The sequence below is a fragment of the Streptomyces sp. NBC_00102 genome, from assembly GCF_026343115.1.
Taxonomy (GTDB): domain Bacteria; phylum Actinomycetota; class Actinomycetes; order Streptomycetales; family Streptomycetaceae; genus Streptomyces.
In genome coordinates, this window is sequence record NZ_JAPEMC010000001.1 from 694,352 (window position 1) to 711,948 (window position 17,597).

At 73.6% G+C, this 17,597-nt stretch carries 15 protein-coding genes; 3 read left to right on the forward strand and 12 right to left on the reverse strand.

The features are described 5' to 3' along the window. Window positions 1-31: 31 nt before the first annotated feature. The 8 genes from OHA55_RS03105 to infC form a co-directional block, all read right to left on the reverse strand. Window positions 32-1,378: a transcriptional regulator gene (locus tag OHA55_RS03105; protein WP_266702534.1), complete on the reverse strand. Its 1,347-nt coding sequence runs from the start codon at window positions 1,376-1,378 to the stop codon at window positions 32-34. A 522-nt stretch (window positions 1,379-1,900) separates the two neighbouring features. Then, on the reverse strand, window positions 1,901-4,414 hold the full coding sequence (gene pheT / locus OHA55_RS03110) for a phenylalanine--tRNA ligase subunit beta (RefSeq protein WP_266702536.1): 2,514 nt from the start codon (window positions 4,412-4,414) through the stop codon (window positions 1,901-1,903). After that, window positions 4,414-5,553, reverse strand: coding sequence for a phenylalanine--tRNA ligase subunit alpha (gene pheS / locus OHA55_RS03115; RefSeq protein ID WP_266702538.1), 1,140 nt, complete (start codon window positions 5,551-5,553; stop codon window positions 4,414-4,416). The genes pheT and pheS overlap by 1 nt, the downstream gene beginning before the upstream one ends. A 202-nt stretch (window positions 5,554-5,755) precedes the next feature. After that, window positions 5,756-6,907, reverse strand: a complete 1,152-nt coding sequence (locus OHA55_RS03120) for a PAS domain-containing sensor histidine kinase (RefSeq protein WP_266702540.1) — start codon at window positions 6,905-6,907, stop codon at window positions 5,756-5,758. A 290-nt stretch (window positions 6,908-7,197) separates the two neighbouring features. Next, on the reverse strand, window positions 7,198-8,037 hold the full coding sequence (locus OHA55_RS03125; RefSeq protein WP_266702542.1) for an RNA methyltransferase: 840 nt from the start codon (window positions 8,035-8,037) through the stop codon (window positions 7,198-7,200). Between the two features lie 167 nt (window positions 8,038-8,204). Then, window positions 8,205-8,588, reverse strand: coding sequence for a 50S ribosomal protein L20 (gene rplT, locus OHA55_RS03130; protein WP_266702543.1), 384 nt, complete (start codon window positions 8,586-8,588; stop codon window positions 8,205-8,207). Window positions 8,589-8,701: 113 nt separating this feature from the next. Beyond that, a complete protein-coding gene (gene rpmI / locus OHA55_RS03135) occupies window positions 8,702-8,896 on the reverse strand; it encodes a 50S ribosomal protein L35 (protein WP_266702544.1) in 195 nt (64 codons plus the stop codon). A gap of 118 nt (window positions 8,897-9,014) precedes the next feature. Further along, on the reverse strand, window positions 9,015-9,734 hold the full coding sequence (infC, locus tag OHA55_RS03140) for a translation initiation factor IF-3 (protein ID WP_266702545.1): 720 nt from the start codon (window positions 9,732-9,734) through the stop codon (window positions 9,015-9,017). Between the two features lie 368 nt (window positions 9,735-10,102). On the opposite strand from infC, the gene OHA55_RS03145 reads away from it, so the two are divergent. Beyond that, complete coding sequence (locus OHA55_RS03145) at window positions 10,103-10,462, forward strand: DUF1844 domain-containing protein (protein WP_266702546.1); 360 nt, start codon at window positions 10,103-10,105, stop codon at window positions 10,460-10,462. 108 nt (window positions 10,463-10,570) lie between these two features. Here OHA55_RS03145 and OHA55_RS03150 read toward each other — a convergent pair whose 3' ends face one another. Then, window positions 10,571-11,302, reverse strand: a complete 732-nt coding sequence (locus tag OHA55_RS03150) for an MIP family channel protein (protein ID WP_266702547.1) — start codon at window positions 11,300-11,302, stop codon at window positions 10,571-10,573. A gap of 134 nt (window positions 11,303-11,436) precedes the next feature. Further along, on the reverse strand, window positions 11,437-12,171 hold the full coding sequence (locus tag OHA55_RS03155; protein WP_266702548.1) for an SseB family protein: 735 nt from the start codon (window positions 12,169-12,171) through the stop codon (window positions 11,437-11,439). 85 nt (window positions 12,172-12,256) lie between these two features. On the opposite strand from OHA55_RS03155, the gene OHA55_RS03160 reads away from it, so the two are divergent. Then, window positions 12,257-13,192 carry a serine hydrolase gene (locus OHA55_RS03160; protein WP_266702549.1) on the forward strand — a complete coding sequence of 312 codons (936 nt, stop codon included), beginning with the start codon at window positions 12,257-12,259 and terminating at the stop codon, window positions 13,190-13,192. Between the two features lie 194 nt (window positions 13,193-13,386). On the opposite strand, the gene mycP is transcribed toward OHA55_RS03160, so the two are convergent. Together mycP and OHA55_RS03170 are read right to left on the reverse strand one after the other, a co-directional pair. Then, window positions 13,387-14,631, reverse strand: coding sequence for a type VII secretion-associated serine protease mycosin (gene mycP / locus OHA55_RS03165; protein ID WP_266702550.1), 1,245 nt, complete (start codon window positions 14,629-14,631; stop codon window positions 13,387-13,389). Further along, window positions 14,628-15,590, reverse strand: a complete 963-nt coding sequence (locus tag OHA55_RS03170) for a hypothetical protein (protein ID WP_266702551.1) — start codon at window positions 15,588-15,590, stop codon at window positions 14,628-14,630. Before OHA55_RS03170 ends, mycP begins: the two co-directional genes overlap by 4 nt. 804 nt (window positions 15,591-16,394) lie before the next feature. Between OHA55_RS03170 and OHA55_RS03175 the strand changes: the two genes are divergently transcribed. Next, window positions 16,395-17,597 carry an amino acid deaminase/aldolase gene (locus OHA55_RS03175; protein ID WP_266702552.1) on the forward strand — a complete coding sequence of 401 codons (1,203 nt, stop codon included), beginning with the start codon at window positions 16,395-16,397 and terminating at the stop codon, window positions 17,595-17,597.

The following is a 17,597-nucleotide window of genomic DNA, read 5'->3' on the forward strand; positions in this document are numbered from 1 at the left end:
AGGGAACGTACGCTTCCGAATGCGCCGGGGCTCACAGGGGCACGCGCAGCGCGCCCCCGATCACCTCGGCGGCCCGTGCGGCCTCGGCGCTCCCGCTGGCCACGAGGTCGTCGCGGACCGCCCCCATCCGCTCGCGCAGCCGGCGCGATTCGACCCCGCGCGCCCGTTCCGCCATCTCCGTGGCCGTGCCCGCCGCCCGGTCCGCCTCCCCCAGGCGCAGCTCCACCTGGGTCAGCATCGCGAGCCGGTGCACGCGCCCCCGGTCGTGCGCAGGGGCGCGTACGGCCAGGGCCGCGTGCTCCCTCGCGGCCTGGAGGTCGCCCAGGCCGAGCAGGGCCTCGGCGACCTGTACGTCCACCAGGCCCGGCTGGACGTACGCGGTCTCCTCCGGCTCCGCGCCGGGCAGGATGCGGGCGGCCAGCTTTTCGGCGCGGCCGATGCGCTCACGGGCGCACCGTCCGTCCCCGAGGCGGGCGTACGCCTTGGCCTGCATGGCGTGCAGGTCGGCGGCGAGCGCGGGGCTGACGCGGTGTCCGGCGGCCCGTATCGCCGCCTCGGCGAAGGCGACCGCGCGGCGGAACTCCCCCAGGTGCAGGGACTGGTTGACGAGCAGGGCGATGACGTAGCCGCCGAGTGCCCGGTCGCCGCTCGCCTTGGCGAGGCGCAGCGCCTGGTGGAAGTAGCGCTGGGCCAGTCCGTGGGCGTCGGAGTCGTAGGCGCAGATACCCGCGAGGGAGACGAGTCCGGCGGTCGCGCGGTGCAGCCGGCGGCCCGTCGCGTCGTCGTGGCCGGCGTGCAGCAGCGGGGCGACACCGGCGTTGAGGAAGCCCACCACCCGGCCTCTCGTGGCGATGCCCCCGGCCTTGCGGTACAGGTGCTCGTAGTGACCGCGGGCGGCGCGCAGGATCTCCAGGTCGGCGGGTCCGATGCGGGAGGGGCCGGGACGGGAGACGTCGATGTCCTCGGGCGGGTTCTCCCACTCCCACACGGGGATCACGGCGGCCGTCCCGGTGACGGCGGGTACGCCGGTCAGCCGCGGGTTGTGCTGCCCGTCCGCGCGCCACAGCGCGGTGGCCCGCTCGACGAACCCGGCGAGCGGGGTGCCGGGGGACGGCGCGTCCGGCGCGCCCGGTGCGCCGCCCATGCCGATGTCGTCGAGGGTGACGGGCCGCCCCAGGCGCCTGGCGAGGACCTCGCAGATCAGGTCGGGCACCTCGCCGCGCGGGCGCTGGCCCTTCAACCACCGTGACACGGCCGTGTGTTCGTACCGCAGCCGCAGTCCCCGGGCCTGTCCGGCCCGGTTCACGTGTCCGGCGAGCCCCGCCCGCGAGACGCCCGCCTCTTCCACGAGGGACTCCAGCAGGATGTTGGGTTCCATACGGTCGCGCTCCACGCGTTCCCCCCTTCCGCACCGCGCCCCGCGCGCCGGGCCCGGGCAGGTGGGTCGAACCCGTGCCGGACGCGTGCGCCGCAAGGTTCCAGCCAAGCACCGATTCACACGGGGTGTGAACGGAATGCCCGAACCGTCCCCCTGTGCGCCCTCCCGCAGTGGGGCGGGCATCGGTTGACTGGGCGTCTCGCCGGAACGCGGCGGGGTCGTCGCGGCTCCCCCTCGTACAGCTCCGACGGCCCCCGTCCGCACCGCCCGCCCTGCCGGCCTGCCCGACACACCACGGCAGGGCGGGCGGTGCCGGACCGCACGGTCCCACTGCCCGAACGAACAGGAGGGTGGCCACGGGACGGAGACCGGGGCCGAAACGCTTCCGGTCCCGACTCCGGGCCCGGGTGCGGTCCCACCGCGGACGGCGAGACGGCGGAGGGGCGTATCCGGTCATCGGATACGCCCCTCCTCACCGTGCCGGGGCGCCAGGACGACGGCCCTGACAGCCCTGACGGGTCGTCACGCCCCGCGCAGCACCGCTCCGTTGCGCTCGGCGGCGAGCGCCACCGCGGCGTCGCGGGCGGCCGACGCCTCGTCGACCGTCAGCGTGCGGTCCGGGGCGCGGAAGCGCAGCGCGTACGCGAGCGACTTGCGGCCCTCGCCGATCTGGTCACCGGTGAACACGTCGAACAGCCGCAGCGATTCGAGGAGTTCGCCGGCACCTTCGCGGAGCGTCGCCTCGACCTCGGCGGCGGGCACCTCGGCGGGGACGATGAGCGCGATGTCCTGGGTCGCCACCGGGAAGGTGGAGATCCGGGGGGCGCGGAGCGCGCCCTCGGCGGCCCGCTCCAGGACGTCGATCTCGATCTCCATGGCGCTGGTGCGCTCGGGGAGGTGCAGCTCCTTGACGACGCGCGGGTGGAGTTCGCCCGCGTGTCCGAGGAGGGTCTCCTCGCCGTTCACGGTGACGTACAGCGCGGCGCAGCGGCCCGGGTGCCACGGGGCGTGCCGGTCGGCGCGGACCGTCACCTCGACGCCCGCCTCGCGGGCGAGGGCGCGGGCAGCCTCGACGGAGTCCGCCCAGGTGGCCGGGCGGCCCTTGCCCCACCAGCCGGCCTGCTCGCGGGCGCCCGCGAGGACGACGGCGGCGTGGCGCGGCTGACGCGGCAGGGAGGTGTTGAGCGCGGCGATCTCCTCGTCCGAGGGGCGCCGGTCCACCGGGAGCCGGACGGCCTGCTTCTCGTGACCGGTCGGCCGGAAGACCAGCCCGGTCTCGAAGAGCGCGAGGTCGTGGGAGCCCCGGCCGTCGTTGCGCCTCAGCGCGCCGAGGAGGCCCGGCAGCAGCGTGGTGCGCAGCGCCGGCTCCTCGTCGGAGAGCGGGTTGGCGAGGAGGACCGTGCGGCGCCGGGCGTCGTCGGTGTCCAGGCCGAGCTGGTCGAGGGCGGTGTTCCCGATGAACGGGTAGTTCAGCGCCTCGACGTAACCGGCGCCGGCCAGGGCACGGCCGATGCGGCGGGCCAGCCGCTGGCGGTCGGTGAGACCACGGCCGGACGGCGGGGTCGGCAGCGTGGACGGGAGGTTCTCGTAACCCTCCAGCCGGATGACCTCCTCGGCGAGGTCGTTCGGCTCGCTCAGGTCGGGGCGCCAGGACGGCACCGTGACCAGGAGTTCGTCCTGGCCGTAGACGTCGCAGCCGACCTCCTGGAGGCGGCGGACGACGATCTCGCGGCCGTAGTCCACACCGGCCACCCGGCCGGGGTGGCTCGCGGGCATCGCGATGGTGCGGGGCGCGGACGGGGCGGTGATCTCGGTGACGCCCGCCTCGGCGGTCCCGCCGGCGAGCAGCACCAGCAGGTCGACCGTGCGCTGCGCGGCAGCGGCGGCGGCCTGCGGGTCGACACCGCGCTCGAAGCGCTTGGACGCCTCGGAGGACAGCTTGTGCCGGCGCGAGGTGCGGGCGATCGAGAGCGCGTCGAAGTTCGCGGCCTCGATGACGACCTCGGTGGTCGCGGCGGACTCGGTGCCGGCGTCGGCGATCTCCGTGTGGGCGCCGCCCATCACGCCGGCCAGGCCGATGGGACCCCGGTCGTCGGTGATGACGAGGTCCTCGGCGTCCAGGACGCGTACGACGCCGTCGAGGGTGGTGAGCTTCTCGCCCTGCTGGGCGCGGCGGACGCCGATGGGGCCTTCGACGCGGGTGCGGTCGTAGGCGTGCAGCGGCTGGCCGAGCTCCAGCATCACGTAGTTGGTGATGTCGACGGCGAGCGAGACGGCGCGCATGCCGGCCTTCTGCAGCCGGCGCGTCATCCAGAGCGGCGAGCGGGCCTCGGGGTCGAGACCGGTGACGGTGCGCGCGGTGAAGCGCGGGCAGCCGAACGGGTCGCTGATCCGGACCGGGTAGCCGTACGCGTTCGGCGCGGGCACGTCGAGCAGCGCCGGGTCGCGCAGCGGCAGGCCGTACGCGGTGGCGGTCTCGCGGGCGATGCCGCGCATCGACAGGGCGTAGCCGCGGTCGGGGGTGACGGCGATGTCGAGGACCTCGTCGACGAGCTGGAGCAGCTCGATCGCGTCGGTGCCCGCCTCGGTCTCCGGCGACAGCACGATGATGCCGTGGGTGCCGTCGTCGCCCATGCCGAGCTCGTCGGTGGAGCAGATCATGCCGTGCGAGGTCTTGCCGTACGTCTTGCGCGCGGCGATCGCGAAGTCGCCGGGCAGGACGGCGCCGGGCAGGACCACGACGACCTTGTCGCCGACGGCGAAGTTGCGGGCGCCGCAGACGATCTCCTGCGGTTCGCCGGTGCCGTTGGCGGTGCCGACGTCGACGGTGCAGAAGCGGATGGGCTTCTTGAAGCCCTCCAGCTCCTCGATGGTCAGTACCTGACCGACGACGAGCGGGCCGGTGAGGCCGGCGCCGGTCTGCTCGACGGTCTCGACCTCGAAGCCGGCGGCCACGAGCTTGGCCTGCACGTCACGGCCGGTCTCGGAAGCCGGCAGGTCGACGTATTCCCGCAGCCAGGAAAGCGGGACGCGCATCAGATCTCCATCCCGAACGGTCGGGTGAACCGGATGTCACCCTCGACCAGGTCTCGCATGTCTTCGACGTTGTGGCGGAACATCAGCATCCGTTCGATGCCGAACCCGAAGGCGAATCCGCTGTACTTCTCGGGGTCGACACCGCAGGCGACGAGCACCTTCGGGTTGACCATGCCGCAGCCGCCCAGCTCGATCCAGCCCTCGCTGCCGCAGGTGCGGCAGGGGCGGTCGGGGTTGCCGACGGACTCGCCGCGGCAGACGAAGCACACCATGTCCATCTCGGCGGACGGCTCGGTGAACGGGAAGTAGTTCGGCCGCAGCCGGGTCTTCATGTCCGCGCCGAAGAGCGCCTGCACCATGTGGTCCAGGGTGCCCTTGAGGTCGGCCATGGTCAGGCCCTCGTCGATCGCGAGCAGCTCGATCTGGTGGAAGACCGGGGTGTGCGTCGCGTCGAGCTCGTCGGTGCGGTAGACCCGGCCGGGGCAGACCACGTAGACGGGGGGTTTGCGGGTGAGCAGCGACCGCGCCTGGACGGGCGAGGTGTGGGTACGCAGCACGACGCCGGACTCGTCGCCCTCGGTGGGACGGCCGTCGGCCGTCGTGCCCCGGACGAAGAAGGTGTCCTGCATCTGGCGCGCCGGGTGGTCGGGCACGAAGTTGAGGGCGTCGAAGTTGAACCACTCCGCCTCGACCTCGGGGCCCTCCGCGATCTCGTAGCCCATGGCCACGAAGACGTCCGCGACGCGCTCCATCATGGTCGTCAGCGGGTGGCGGGCGCCGGCCGGGACGCGGTCGTAGGGCAGCGTGACGTCCACGGCCTCCTCGACGAGCACCCGGGCGTCGCGCTCGGCCTCCAGCTCGGCCTGGCGCGCGGCCAGGGCCTTGGAGACGGCGCCGCGGGCCTGGCCCACGCGCTTGCCCGCCTCGGCCTTGGCCTGCGGCGGCAGGGCTCCGATCTCGCGGTTGGCGAGCGACAGCGGCGAGGTACCACCGGTGTGCGCGGTCTTCGCCTGGGCGAGCGCGTCGAGGTCGCCCGCGGCGGCGAAGGCGGCGAACGCCTCGTCCCGCATGCGCTCGATCTCTTCCGGTTTCAGTGCCTCGACCTCGACTGGGTCGTACGACTTGTTCGGTGCCGACATCTCTTCCCGTGCTTCCGATTGGCTGATACTGCCCGTATCGGGGGACACCCCGAGACCCCCGTGGCCCTGCTCGACGGCAGGAGGACGCAAAGGTGCCAAAGGTCGAGTCTAAAGGCCGTGGGGGTGGTACGAAGCCCGTGGGCTGCCCGGAGCCACTCCACCACGCGGTGCGAGGGCGCCCGGCCCCTGGACGCGATCCTGGTTATCGCAGGTACGCGGGGGTGCTCACGGGCAGGATAAATCGAAACTCCGCGCCCCCGCCGGGGGCCCGGTCGACCGTGATGGTGCCGCCGTGGGCGGCGACGATGCCCTTGACGATGTAGAGGCCCAGGCCGGTGCCGCCGCGCTTGCTGCCGCGCCAGAAGCGGGTGAAGACGCGGGCCATCGACTCCTCGGGGATGCCGGGCCCTTCGTCGCTCACGGTGACCGCCGTTCCTGTCTCGTCGTTGTCCGCCGGGGCGGGTGCGATGTCGATGGTGACAGTTCCCTCGCCGTGGCGCACCGCGTTTTCCAGCAGGTTGCCGAGGATCTGGTCGATCTTGTCGGGGTCGGCCCAGAGGTCGGGCAGCGGGTCGCCCGCGCGGACGAGGAAGCGGTCGGGCGACTGGCCGCTGGCGACGAGGGCCTGGACGTGGCGGTCGACGGCGGCGCGGATGTCGACGGGCTGGCGGCGCAGCTCCAGCCTTCCGGAGTCGATCCGGGAGATGTCGAGGAGTTCGGCGATGAGCCGGGTGATGCGGCCGGCGTCGGCGTCGACCGTCTCCAGCATGAGCCGCTTCTGATCGTCGGAGAAACGTTCCCACTTGGCGAGCAGCGTGGCGGTGAAGCCCTTGACGGAGGTCAGCGGCGAACGCAGTTCGTGGGCGACGGTGGCGATGAGGTCGGAGTGGCTGCGCTCGGTGCGGCGACGGGCCTCGGTCGAGCGCAGGGAGACGACCACCCGGCGGACGGGCCCGGTGGGGTACTCGCGGACGTACCGCGCGGAGACGAGGACCTCGCGCCCACCCGGGAGCAGCAGGTTCCGCTCGGGCTGGCCGACGCGGGTGGAGAGGCCGCCGTACGGGTCGGTCAGGGTCCACCAGCGGCGACCCTTGAGGTCTTCGAGCGGCAGCGCGTGCTCCAGCCGGCTGCCGAGCGCCGCTTCCCTCTCCACGGAGGTGATCCGGACGGCGGCGGCGTTGAAGCAGACGATGTGCCCGGTGCGGTCGGCGACGACCAGCCCGTCGGGCAGATCGTCCGGCTCGACGCCGAGGAGGACGTCCGAGGGGGCGGGACCGCCCGCCGTGTACGCGTCCGTCCCGGGGCGGACGGCGGTGGCGCCCGTCCGACGCGGCCTGCTCATGCCGACAGCCATTCTTCCCGTACCCCACCTCTCGAACCGGTGCAGTGGGCCCCGAGTCCGTCACCCTACTAGGCACCGGCGAGCCCGCGACACCCTGCGGGGGCGCGCGGAACGGCGCATCGGGGGACGCGGGCCCGGACACGGCCGGAAACTGCCGGAACCGTTCTCCTCGGAGGCGCGCGGCCGGGCGCGAACCCGCACCGGCGGGCTCGCGGGCGACCGTGCGCTCCGGGTCGCACGCGGGGAGATCCCGCGCGCCACGTGCGCCCCCCGTGCCACGCGTACCCCGCGCGGGGCGGGGGTCAGGAGGTCGTACGGGGGCGCTGGGCGCGGGCGGAGGCGTAGAGGCAGACGGCGGCGGCGGTGGCGAGGTTGAGGCTCTCCGCCTTGCCGTGGATGGGCACCCGCACCACCGCGTCGGCGAGGGCGCGGGTCTCCTCGGGGAGGCCCCAGGCCTCGTTGCCGAAGACCCAGGCGGTGGGCCCGCCCATGGTGCCGGCGTCGAGTTCGTCGTCGAGGTCGGCGGTGCCGGCCCCGTCCGCGGCCAGCACCCGCGCACCGGCGTCCCGCAGCCCCTGTACGGCCAGCTCCACCGGTACGCCGATGGCGACCGGCAGGTGGAAGTGCGAGCCGACCGAGGCGCGGACCGACTTGGGGTTGTACAGGTCGACCGAGGCGTCGGTGAGGACCACCGCGTCCGCGCCCGCAGCGTCGGCGCAGCGCAGCACCGTGCCGGCGTTTCCGGGGTCGCGTACGTTCGCCAGTACGGCCACCAGGCGGGGCTTCGCGGCGAGGATTTCCTCGAACGGCGAGTCCAGGAAGCGGCAGACGCCGATCAGGCCCTGGGGGGTGACGGTCTGGGAGACGTCGGCGAGCACGTCCGCGTCGGCGAGGTGCACCCGGGCACCGGCCGCGTGGGCGGCGTCGATGATCTCCGTGTACCGCTCGGCGGCCTCCACGGTGGCGAACAGCTCGATCAGCGTGGGTTCGCCGTCGGCGCCCCGGTGCACGGCGGCCTCGCGCACGGCCTGCGGCCCCTCGGCGATGAACCGGCGCTCCTTGACGCGGAAGTTCCGCTTGGCCAGCCTGCGGGCGGCGGCGACGCGGGGCGAACGCGGGGAGATCAGTTCGGGGATGCCCATGGTCGGCGGCGGGCCTCTCTGCGTGCGGCGGGACTCGGGGTGTCCGGCGGGGCCTCGGGAGTCTCCGGCGGATCGGGGTCACGCGCCCCGAAGGGCGTGCGACGCACCGGACCCGCAGGCGACGAGCGCCTGCGGGTCCGGGTCAAGCACCTTCAAGTTCGCCTGGGTCAGGCGGCCTTGGGGGCGTTCACGTCGGCCGGGAGGGCCTTCTTCGCGACCTCGACGAGGGCGGCGAACGCGTTGGCGTCGTTGACCGCGAGCTCGGCAAGGATCTTGCGGTCCACCTCGATGTTGGCGGCCTTCAGACCCTGGATGAGGCGGTTGTACGTCATGCCGTTCTGGCGGGCAGCGGCGTTGATGCGCTGGATCCAGAGCTGACGGAAGTCGCCCTTGCGCTTCTTGCGGTCGTTGTAGTTGTAGACCAGGGAGTGGGTGACCTGCTCCTTGGCCTTGCGGTACAGGCGCGAACGCTGACCGCGGTAACCGCTGGCGGCCTCGAGGATCGCCCGGCGCTTCTTGTGGGCGTTTACTGCCCGCTTGACGCGTGCCACTTTTAACTCCTTGCAGCGGGGCTGGTGTTCACGATTTCGACGCACCCAGCCCGGAAACGAATTGGTCCCGGTTCGATCGAGGTCGGCCTCCCGGGTTCACCGGGGGCCTGACCTCACTTGCCGAGAAGCTTCTTGATCTTCTTGGCGTCGGCCGGAGCCACGACGACCGTGCCGGTCAGCGAGCGGGTCTTCTTGGACGACTTGTGCTCCAGGAGGTGGCGCTTGCCCGCCTTCTCGCGGAGCACCTTGCCGGAGCCGGTGATCTTGAAGCGCTTGCTGGTACCGCTGTGCGTCTTGTTCTTCGGCATCGCGCCGTTATCTCCTCGTCAGTGGCGCCCCTCACGGTGCGGGCACCGCGCGATCAGGGGCGTCAGATCTCTGTGGATTCCGGGAGGACCGGGGGCCGCCTGGATGGCGGCCCCGAGGTCACGCCTCGGAAGGTGTCTCGGCCGAAGCCTCGGCAGGAGCCTCGGCGGGTGCCTCGGCCTGAACCTCGGGCTCACCCTCGGACTCGGTGTCCTGGGCGGTGCCCTGACGCTCGGCCTTGCGGGCGGCCTGCGCCTCGCGGGCCTCCGCCATGGCTTCGGTCTTCTTCTTGTGCGGGCCCAGAACCATGATCATGTTCCGGCCGTCCTGCTTGGGGTTGGACTCGATGAAGCCGAGTTCCTCGACGTCCGAAGCGAGACGCTGGAGCAGGCGGAAGCCGAGCTCCGGGCGGGACTGCTCACGACCACGGAACATGATCGTGATCTTGACCTTGTCGCCCTGCTTCAGGAACCGGACGACGTGACCCTTCTTGGTGTCATAGTCGTGCGGGTCGATCTTCGGCCGGAGCTTCATCTCCTTGATGACCGTGTGCGCCTGGTTCTTGCGCGCCTCACGGGCCTTCATGGCCGACTCGTACTTGAACTTCCCGTAGTCCATGAGCTTGCACACGGGCGGACGGGCAGTCGCCGCCACCTCGACCAGGTCGAGGTCGTACTCCTGTGCGAGCTCCAGGGCCTTGGCAAGCGGAACAATCCCGACCTGCTCGCCGCTGGGTCCGACAAGTCGCACCTCGGGAACGCGAATCCTGTCGTTGATGCGGGGCTCGGCGCTGATGGATCCTCCTAGGTAGCACCACGCGACTGCCTGGCAGACAGCCACGTAACGTCTGTTTTCGACAAGACCAACCGCGCCGGGATATGAAAAATGCCCCGGACGGGAACACAGGCGGGGCTCCTGGAAATACCGGAACACCGCCGCGTGGAATCCCGCGGGGCGCATCGGACGGCTCCATCGTCCGTACGGAACGATGGTGGCCGCCTGACCGGTGACCCGTCGCCCTGAGGGCGAACAGGTGGGAGATCGGAGCCTCCACTTGTGGGCCGAGCACATAGGTGTCCGGCCGGTCGTTACACAAGGTTAGCAGCCACCGGACGAGAACGTAAATCGGAAGCACCCGGCCGCCCGGTCGCCCGGTCGCCCGGCTCCCGCGCGCGGGGACGCCCGGGACCCGCCGTATCGTGTGGGACATGAGTGACGCCCCCAGCACCGAGAACCCCGGCTTCGACGAAATGGCCCGCGACATCGCGGAGGTCCCCGCCGTCGAGGTGATCGTGACCGTCGCGGTCAACCTGATGAGCGCCGCCGCCGTGAAGCTCGGCCTGACCGAGGAGGGCGAGGAGCACAAGGACCTCGACGAGGCCCGCAAGCTCGTGCACGCCCTCGCCGGCCTGCTGGACGCCAGCACGACCGAGATCAGCACCTTCCACGCCTCGCCGCTGCGCGACGGGCTGAAGTCGCTCCAGCTCGCCTTCCGCGAGGCCTCGCTCGTACCGGACGAGCCGGGCACCGGCCCGGGCGAGAAGTACACCGGCCCCGTCTACGGCTAGACGGCCTCAGCAAAACGGCGTAATACGGCACGGAGCCCGCCGCCCCTTCCGGGGACGGCGGGCTCCGTGCTGTCCGGCGCGCTCTCCGCACCGCGTGGCGGTCGTCGCTCAGGCCGTCCCCGCCTCGTCGGCCGGAACGTCGCCCGCCTCGGCGTCGCGCACCGAGACCGGGTGGGTCAGCCGGTGGGCGAGCGCCGCGATGACGCCACCCACGAGTGGCGCCACGATGAAGAGCCAGAGCTGCGAGAGGGCGGGGCCGCCGGCGAAGAGGGCGGGCCCCAGACTGCGGGCGGGGTTGACCGACGTGCCGGTCAGCGGGATGCCCACCAGGTGGATCACCGCCAGCGACAGGCCGATGGGGAGGCCGTCGAAGCCGATCACCGCGACCTTGTGGGTCACCGCGAGCACGACGAAGACCAGCAGGAAGGTCAGCACCACCTCGGCGAGGAAGGCCCCGCCCGGGCTGAGGTGGACTTCCGAGCGGTCGCCGTAGCCGTTGCTGCCGAACTTGCCGTGCGTCTGGAGTCCCGGAACCTGCTTCGCCAGCAGGAAGAGCAGCGCCGCACCGGCGATGCCGCCCGTGAACTGGGCGACCCAGTAGGTGACCGCGGTACGGACGTCGATGCGCCGGGCCATCAGCATGCCGAGGGTCACCGCGGGGTTCACGTGGCAGCCGGAGATCGGACCGAGTGCGTAGGCCAGCGCGAGCAGCGTGAAGCCGAAGGCGAGGGCGATGCCCACCGTCCCGATGAAGTCGACGGCGAGCACCGCGGAGCCGACGGCGAAGAACACCAGGAGCAGCGTCCCCAGAAACTCCGAGACAACCGTCCGCGTTTGCATACAACCACCTCGCGATGTTCGTCCGGTTTAGTTCGCTTCGCCCAGTTTCGATGCGGAGTGACGGACGCGCGCGTTGAGCCGTTCAGGTGGCGACGCGGCTACCGGGGCGGACCATGCCCCGGCCTGAGGTGCGGTCAGCGGGTGAAGAGCGCTTCGCCGGGGGCGGGCGCGCCGGCCGGCAGCAGGGCGAGGTCGAGGCCGCGTACCAGCCGGGCGCGCAGCACCTCGCTGGCCGACAGCGCGGAGGCCACCCGCCGGGCCGCCTCCGCGGGGACCGCGTCCGGGGCGAGGACGAGCGCGAGGGTGCCGTCGGCGCTCCCGGGGCCCAGGTGGGCGCGGAGCACGGCGGGTTCGGCCGCGACGACGTCCCGTACGGCCGTGACGACTGCGGGGTCGTCCAGCGGGTCGGCGCTGGACCGGCCCTCGGCGAGAGCACGCAGGGCGGAGCCGGAGATTTCGAAGGCGACGGGCCCGGCGAGATCCAGCACGACCGTGTCCGCCTTCTCGTGGGCGGCGGCCTGCAGCGCCTGGTGCAGGGGTACGGCGACGGGCCGGGCCTCGGGGTCCCAGAGCGCCAGCGAGGCGGTGGAGGTGAAGGCCGGCAGCGCGCGCCGGTTCCCCGCCTTGAGGGTGGGGACGGCCATGTCGCTGGTCTTCTCGCGGCGCAGCCCGTTCTCGTCCTCCTCGACCTCGCCGAGGACGGCGACGACGGGCACCAGGAGCCGGGCGCCCCGGAGGGCGGCGAGCACCGGACCGACGGCCGACCGGTCCTTCGACTTCGACCAGGCGGTGAGCGCCGCCGTCAGCTCGGGGGCGGCGGTGCCGTCGTCGTCGGAGAAACCGGGGTCCGGAATGTTCTTGAGCTCCACAGGGCGAGCGTAGTGGGTCCGTTTTCTCACCGGGACGACAGGTTCGCCACAGGCTCTTCTCAGACGCGGTTCCTAGCGTGCGGCCATGCCCCGACTGAGAATACGCAGGTCAGTGATGTCCGCCTCGGTGACCGCGCTCGTCGTGCTGGCCGGTACGGCGGCGGGCGGCGCCTATCTGACGAGCCACTCGGCGAACGGCGCGGACGACCCCGTGGCCTCGGTAGCCTCGGCCTCGTCGCGGGCTCCGTCCGCCGGGGACGGTACACCTTCCGCGACGCCGAGCGAGGAGCCCGAAGTGGACTACGACGCAGCTGTGGCGGCGGCCGTCCGGCCGGTGGCCGGGGACGCGCGGCTCTCGGTGGCCGTGCTCGACACGGAGAGCGGCGCGGCCGGCGGGTACGAGAGCACCGCCGGGCAGACCTTCGACACCGCCAGCATCGTGAAGGTGGACATCCTGGCCGCTCTGCTGCTGACCGCGCAGGACGAGGGCCGGGAGCTGACCGCCGGCGAGCGGGCCTCGGCGGCCGCCATGATCGGGAACAGCGACAACGCCTCGGCGACCCGGCTGCTCCAGGTGGTCGGCGGCGAGAGCGCGCTCGACGCGGCGAACGAGCGCCTGGGGCTGACCGGTACCACCGCCTCCCACGCCTGGGGGCTGACCCTGACCACGGCGGCCGACCAGGTGCGGCTGCTGGAGGCGGTCTTCGCCGAAGGCGAGGACGCGAGCAGCCCGTTGTCGGCCGAGTCCCGGGCGTACGTACAGCAGCTGATGGGCCAGGTCGAGGCCGACCAACGGTGGGGCGTGTCCGCCGCGGGCACCGGCGCGCTGCTGAAGAACGGCTGGATGCCCCGGACCACCACCGGGCTGTGGGACATCAACAGCGTGGGGCGGGTCGAGTCGGGCGGCAGCAGCTATCTGGTGGCCGTGCTCAGCGACGGGCACGCCACCCAGCAGGCGGGCGTCACCGTGGTCGAGGCGGCGGCGAAGGCCGCGGTGGGAGCGGTCGCCGCGGCGGGCTGACCGGACGGGCCGCGGCGGGCGGCGGGCGGCGGCCGCGGCGGGCGGCGTTGCGGGCTTGCGCCTTGCGCCTTGCGACGTTGCGGCCTCGCGGCTTTTCGGCCTTGCGACGTTGCGGCCTCGCGGCTTATGGGCTTCGCGGCTTATGGGCTTCGCGGCTTTTCGGCTTCCACGCGGAGGGCCGGTACGGGGCGCGGTCAGCCGAATCTGGAGACCGGGCGGCTCCTGCCCCGCCACAGCACGACCGCGCCCCCCAGGAACAGCACGCCCGCCACACCGGCGGCCGGGGCGGTCCAGGCGGCCGGTCCGCCGTCGCCGGTCGCGGGGTCGGGGCCGGAGCCGAAGTACTTCTTGCCGTACCCGGCGGCGGCCTTGCCGTCCGCGAGGGCCGCGCCCTCGCCCGCCGCGATGGCCGCCACCGGGTCGACGATGCCGTAGCCGTGGGTGTCGTCCCGGCCGCCGGCCGGAGCGTCGCGGGCCGTCTTCGCGAGGAGCGCCTTGATCTGCGCCGGGGTGAGCTCGGGGTGGGCGGCGCGGACCAGGGCGACGGCTCCGGAGACGAAAGCGGCGGCGGCCGAGGTGCCCCACTCGATGTAGTAGTGCCGGTCCGGGTTGGCGACGACGATGTCGACGCCGGGCGCGCTGACGGTGGCGTACCAGTGCCGGGTGGAGAAGGAGGCATGGGTGCCGTACTTGTCGACGGCGGCGACGGCGATGACACCGGGGTAGGCCGCGGGGTAGGAGGTGCTGTCGCCTTTCTCTCCGCTGTTGCCCGCCGAGGCGACGACGGAGACGCCCTTGGCGAGGGCGTACTGGATGGCGTTGTCCTCCGAGGCGTCCGCGTGGGCGGACTTGCTGTCGTCGCCCAGCGAGAGGTTGATGACGTCGGCGCCGTGGTCGGCGGCCCAGCGGATGCCGTCGGAGAGGGCGGTGCCCCGGGACGTGCGCGCTTTCGCCCGGGAGCCGTCGGCGGATTCGAGGATCACCCGGACCGGCAGGATCTTCGCCTCGGGCGCGACGCCGAGGACGCCGTCGCTCTGGCCGGGACCGTTGCCGTGCCCGGCGATGATGCCGGCCATGGCGGTGCCGTGCAGGGCCCATGCCTTGTCGCCGGGGCCGGCTCCGAACCCGATGAGGTCCTTGCCGGGAAGTACCCCGCCGGCCAGGTCGGGGTGGGTGTCGTCGACGCCGGTGTCGAGCACCGCGACGGTGACGCCCTTGCCCTTGGTCGTCCGCCAGGCCTGGTCGGTGTGGAGGGCCGCGAGGGCCCACTGCTGGTCGCGGATGGCGTCGGCCCGCGCGGGGGTGGCGGGCAGCAGCGCGAGCAGACCGGCCGCGCACGTGGCTGCGAGAATCCGGGAGGCCCCGGACCGGACGGCGGGGAAACGGGCGGCCGGGTGACGGGCGGCCGGGAAGCGGGCGGCCGGGTGACGGGTGCTCATCGCGGCTTCTCCTCCGTCAGGTCGGCGAGCGTCGCGCGCAGGGCGCGCTCCACCCCGTCGGCCACTCCCTCGGCGTCGTTGCCCAGGCCCGCCTCGGCGACCGGGGTGGTGGCGCCCTTGGCCATGGCCCGGGCGGCGGGCTGCGGATCGTGGACGGCCCGCCCGTCGGCGAATCCGGAGACCGCGTACACGAGTACCGGCACCTCGGTGAGTACGTGCGTCGTCCAGCTGGCGCGCTGGGCGGCCCCGAACCCCTCGGCGGCGGTTCCCCTCACGGGGTACGTACGGGGCATCAGGTCCTTGCGCTCTCCGAGCTTCTGCTCGGTGAACCGGGTGCCGAGCGCCCGCATCGCGGTGGCGTCCGCCTCGGTGAAGACCATGCCGACGGTGGTGACGGCGGAGCTGGTCGCGTCGGTGTAGGTGGCGCGGACCACGCGTACGCAGCCGACCGGGCCGAGCGCGCGCACCAGCAGCGGGTCGAGCGCCTCGGCGCAGTCGCCGTCGGCGGCCACCCCGAGCCGCGTCCAGACCCGGTCGGCGCCACCGGGCCCCGTCCCCTTGCCCTGGAGGGTGCGGGGGAAGAGCGTGTCGACGGGGAGGCTGTGCCAGGCGCTGCGGGCGGTGGACCAGGAGGTGTCCTCGCCGGAGGAGGCGGAGGCGTCGCCGGTGAGCCAGGCCCCGGCCGCCGCGCCACCGATCAGGCCCAGCCCGAGCACGACGCAGGCGGCCGCGGCGACGGTCCTGGCCCGCTGCCGGGGCTCCGGCCGGACCGGCCGCAGCCGGGTCGTCGTCTCCATCGGCGTCTCGGGGAAGCCGTAGCGCGGCGGTACGGGGTACGCGCCGGGGTGCCGCACCCCGTACGGGGCCGGCGGGGCGCCGGGCGGCGGGGTGAGGTCCACCGCTCCGACGGGCCTGCGCCGGGCGGCGGGCGGCGGCCCGACGGGGGGCTGCGGGCTCAAGGGAGGCCGGGCAGCGGGGGGTTGAGCTGCGAGGGGTTGAGCTGCGGCGGGCGGGAAGGCCGGGGGCCGGGCGGGAGATGCCGGGGGCGGGGTCACCGGGGCATGGGGTGCGGGGTGCGGCGGACCTGCCGGGATCGGCCGCAGCCGGGCGGTGGTCTCGGCCGGTGCGGGTACGGACGGCGGCGCGGCGGACGGCGGTACCGCCGGCGCGGGAGGAGCCGGCGCGGGAGGAGCCGGCGCGGGAGGAGCCGGCGCGGGAGGAGCCGGCGCGGGAGGAGCCGGCGGGCGCAGGCGCCTGGTGGTCTCGGAGGTGATCCGCCCGGTGGAGGCGGTGGGCGCGGGGCCCTGCGCGGGCACCACAGATGCGGGGGCGGCCTGCGCGGGGCCCTGCGCGGGAGACACAGCGGGAGGCGCGGGCTCGACGGGAGACTGGGCCTCAGCGGGAGACGGGGCCTCAGCGGGAGGCGCGGGGGGAACCGGCGGGACCTCCGGGGCGCCGGGCGGGGCCGGTGGGCGGGGCGGCACGGGAGCGTGCTGCGCCTCGGTACTCATCCGTCCCCCTGGTTCACCTCGCGTACCGCTCGCGGAACACGCGTCCGGGCAGAGCCCGTCGGCCGCCGCGTGCCGGTCACTCTACGGGCTGAGGGCGGACCGCGGGGAACGGGTCCGTCCGGGCCCGTGTCCGTACCGTCCGTTCCGGGGGCGGCGCTCCCGGTGCCGGGTCCGCCGCGCGGCCCGGACGCGGAACAGCGATTCCCCCGCAGGCCCTTACCGATGGGTATGCCTCTCTGGCAAGCTGCCGACATGACTGCGCGCGCCACCGACCGGGCCCGTTACGACCGGGCCACCGCCCATCTCGACGCACCGCTGGCGGTGGTCGACCTGGAGGCCTTCGACGCCAACGCGGACGACCTCGTCGCCCGCGCCGCCGGGAAGCCGATCCGGGTGGCGAGCAAGTCCGTCCGCTGCCGGGCCCTGCTGGAACGGGTGCTGGCCCGGCCCGGGTTCGCGGGGATCATGTCCTTCACCCTGGCGGAGTCGCTCTGGCTCGCCCGGGCGGGCTTCGACGACGTACTGCTCGCCTACCCGTCCGCCGACCGTTCGGCCTACGCCGAGCTGGCGGCCGATCCGAAGCTCGCCGCCTCGGTGACGGTGATGGTGGACGACCCGGCTCAACTGGAGCTGATCGACGCCTCCCGCGCGGGCGGCACCGAGGAGATCCGGGTCGCCCTGGAGCTGGACACCTCGCTGCGTCTGCTGGGCGGCCGGGTGCGGGTCGGCGCGCTCCGTTCACCGCTGCGCTCCCCCGCCCAACTCGCCGATCTCGCACGGTCGGTGGCGCGGCGTCCGGGCTTCCGCCTGGTGGGCCTGATGGCGTACGAGGGGCACATCGCGGGGGTCGGGGACGCGGTCTCCGGGCGTCCGCTGCGGTCGCGGGCGATCCGGCTGATGCAGGCGACGGCCCGCCGGGAACTGGTGGTGCGCCGCGCCGAGGTGGTCCGCGCGGTGCGTACGGTGGCGCCGGACCTGGAGTTCGTGAACGGTGGCGGCACCGGCAGCGTGCAGCACACCGCCGCCGAGTCCGCGGTGACGGAGATCGCGGCCGGTTCGGGGCTGTACGTCCCCCGGCTCTTCGACAACTACACGTCGTTCACCGGGCGTCCGGCGGCGCTCTTCGCGCAGCCCGTCGTCCGCAGGCCCGGGGTGGGCGTGGTGACGGTGCTCGGCGGCGGCTATCCGGCGTCGGGCGCGGCGGGCGCGGACCGGCTCCCCGTCCCGTATCTGCCGCACGGGCTGCGCTACGACCCCCAGGAGGGGCCGGGCGAGGTCCAGACGCCGCTGCTGGGGTCGGCCGCCGACGATCTGCTGATCGGCGACAAGGTGTGGTTCCGGCACGCGAAGGCGGGCGAACTGTGCGAGCGGTTCGACGCGTTGCAGCTGATCGAGGGCGACCGGATCACCGCGACCGTACCGACGTACCGGGGCGAGGGGCAGACCTTCCTCTGA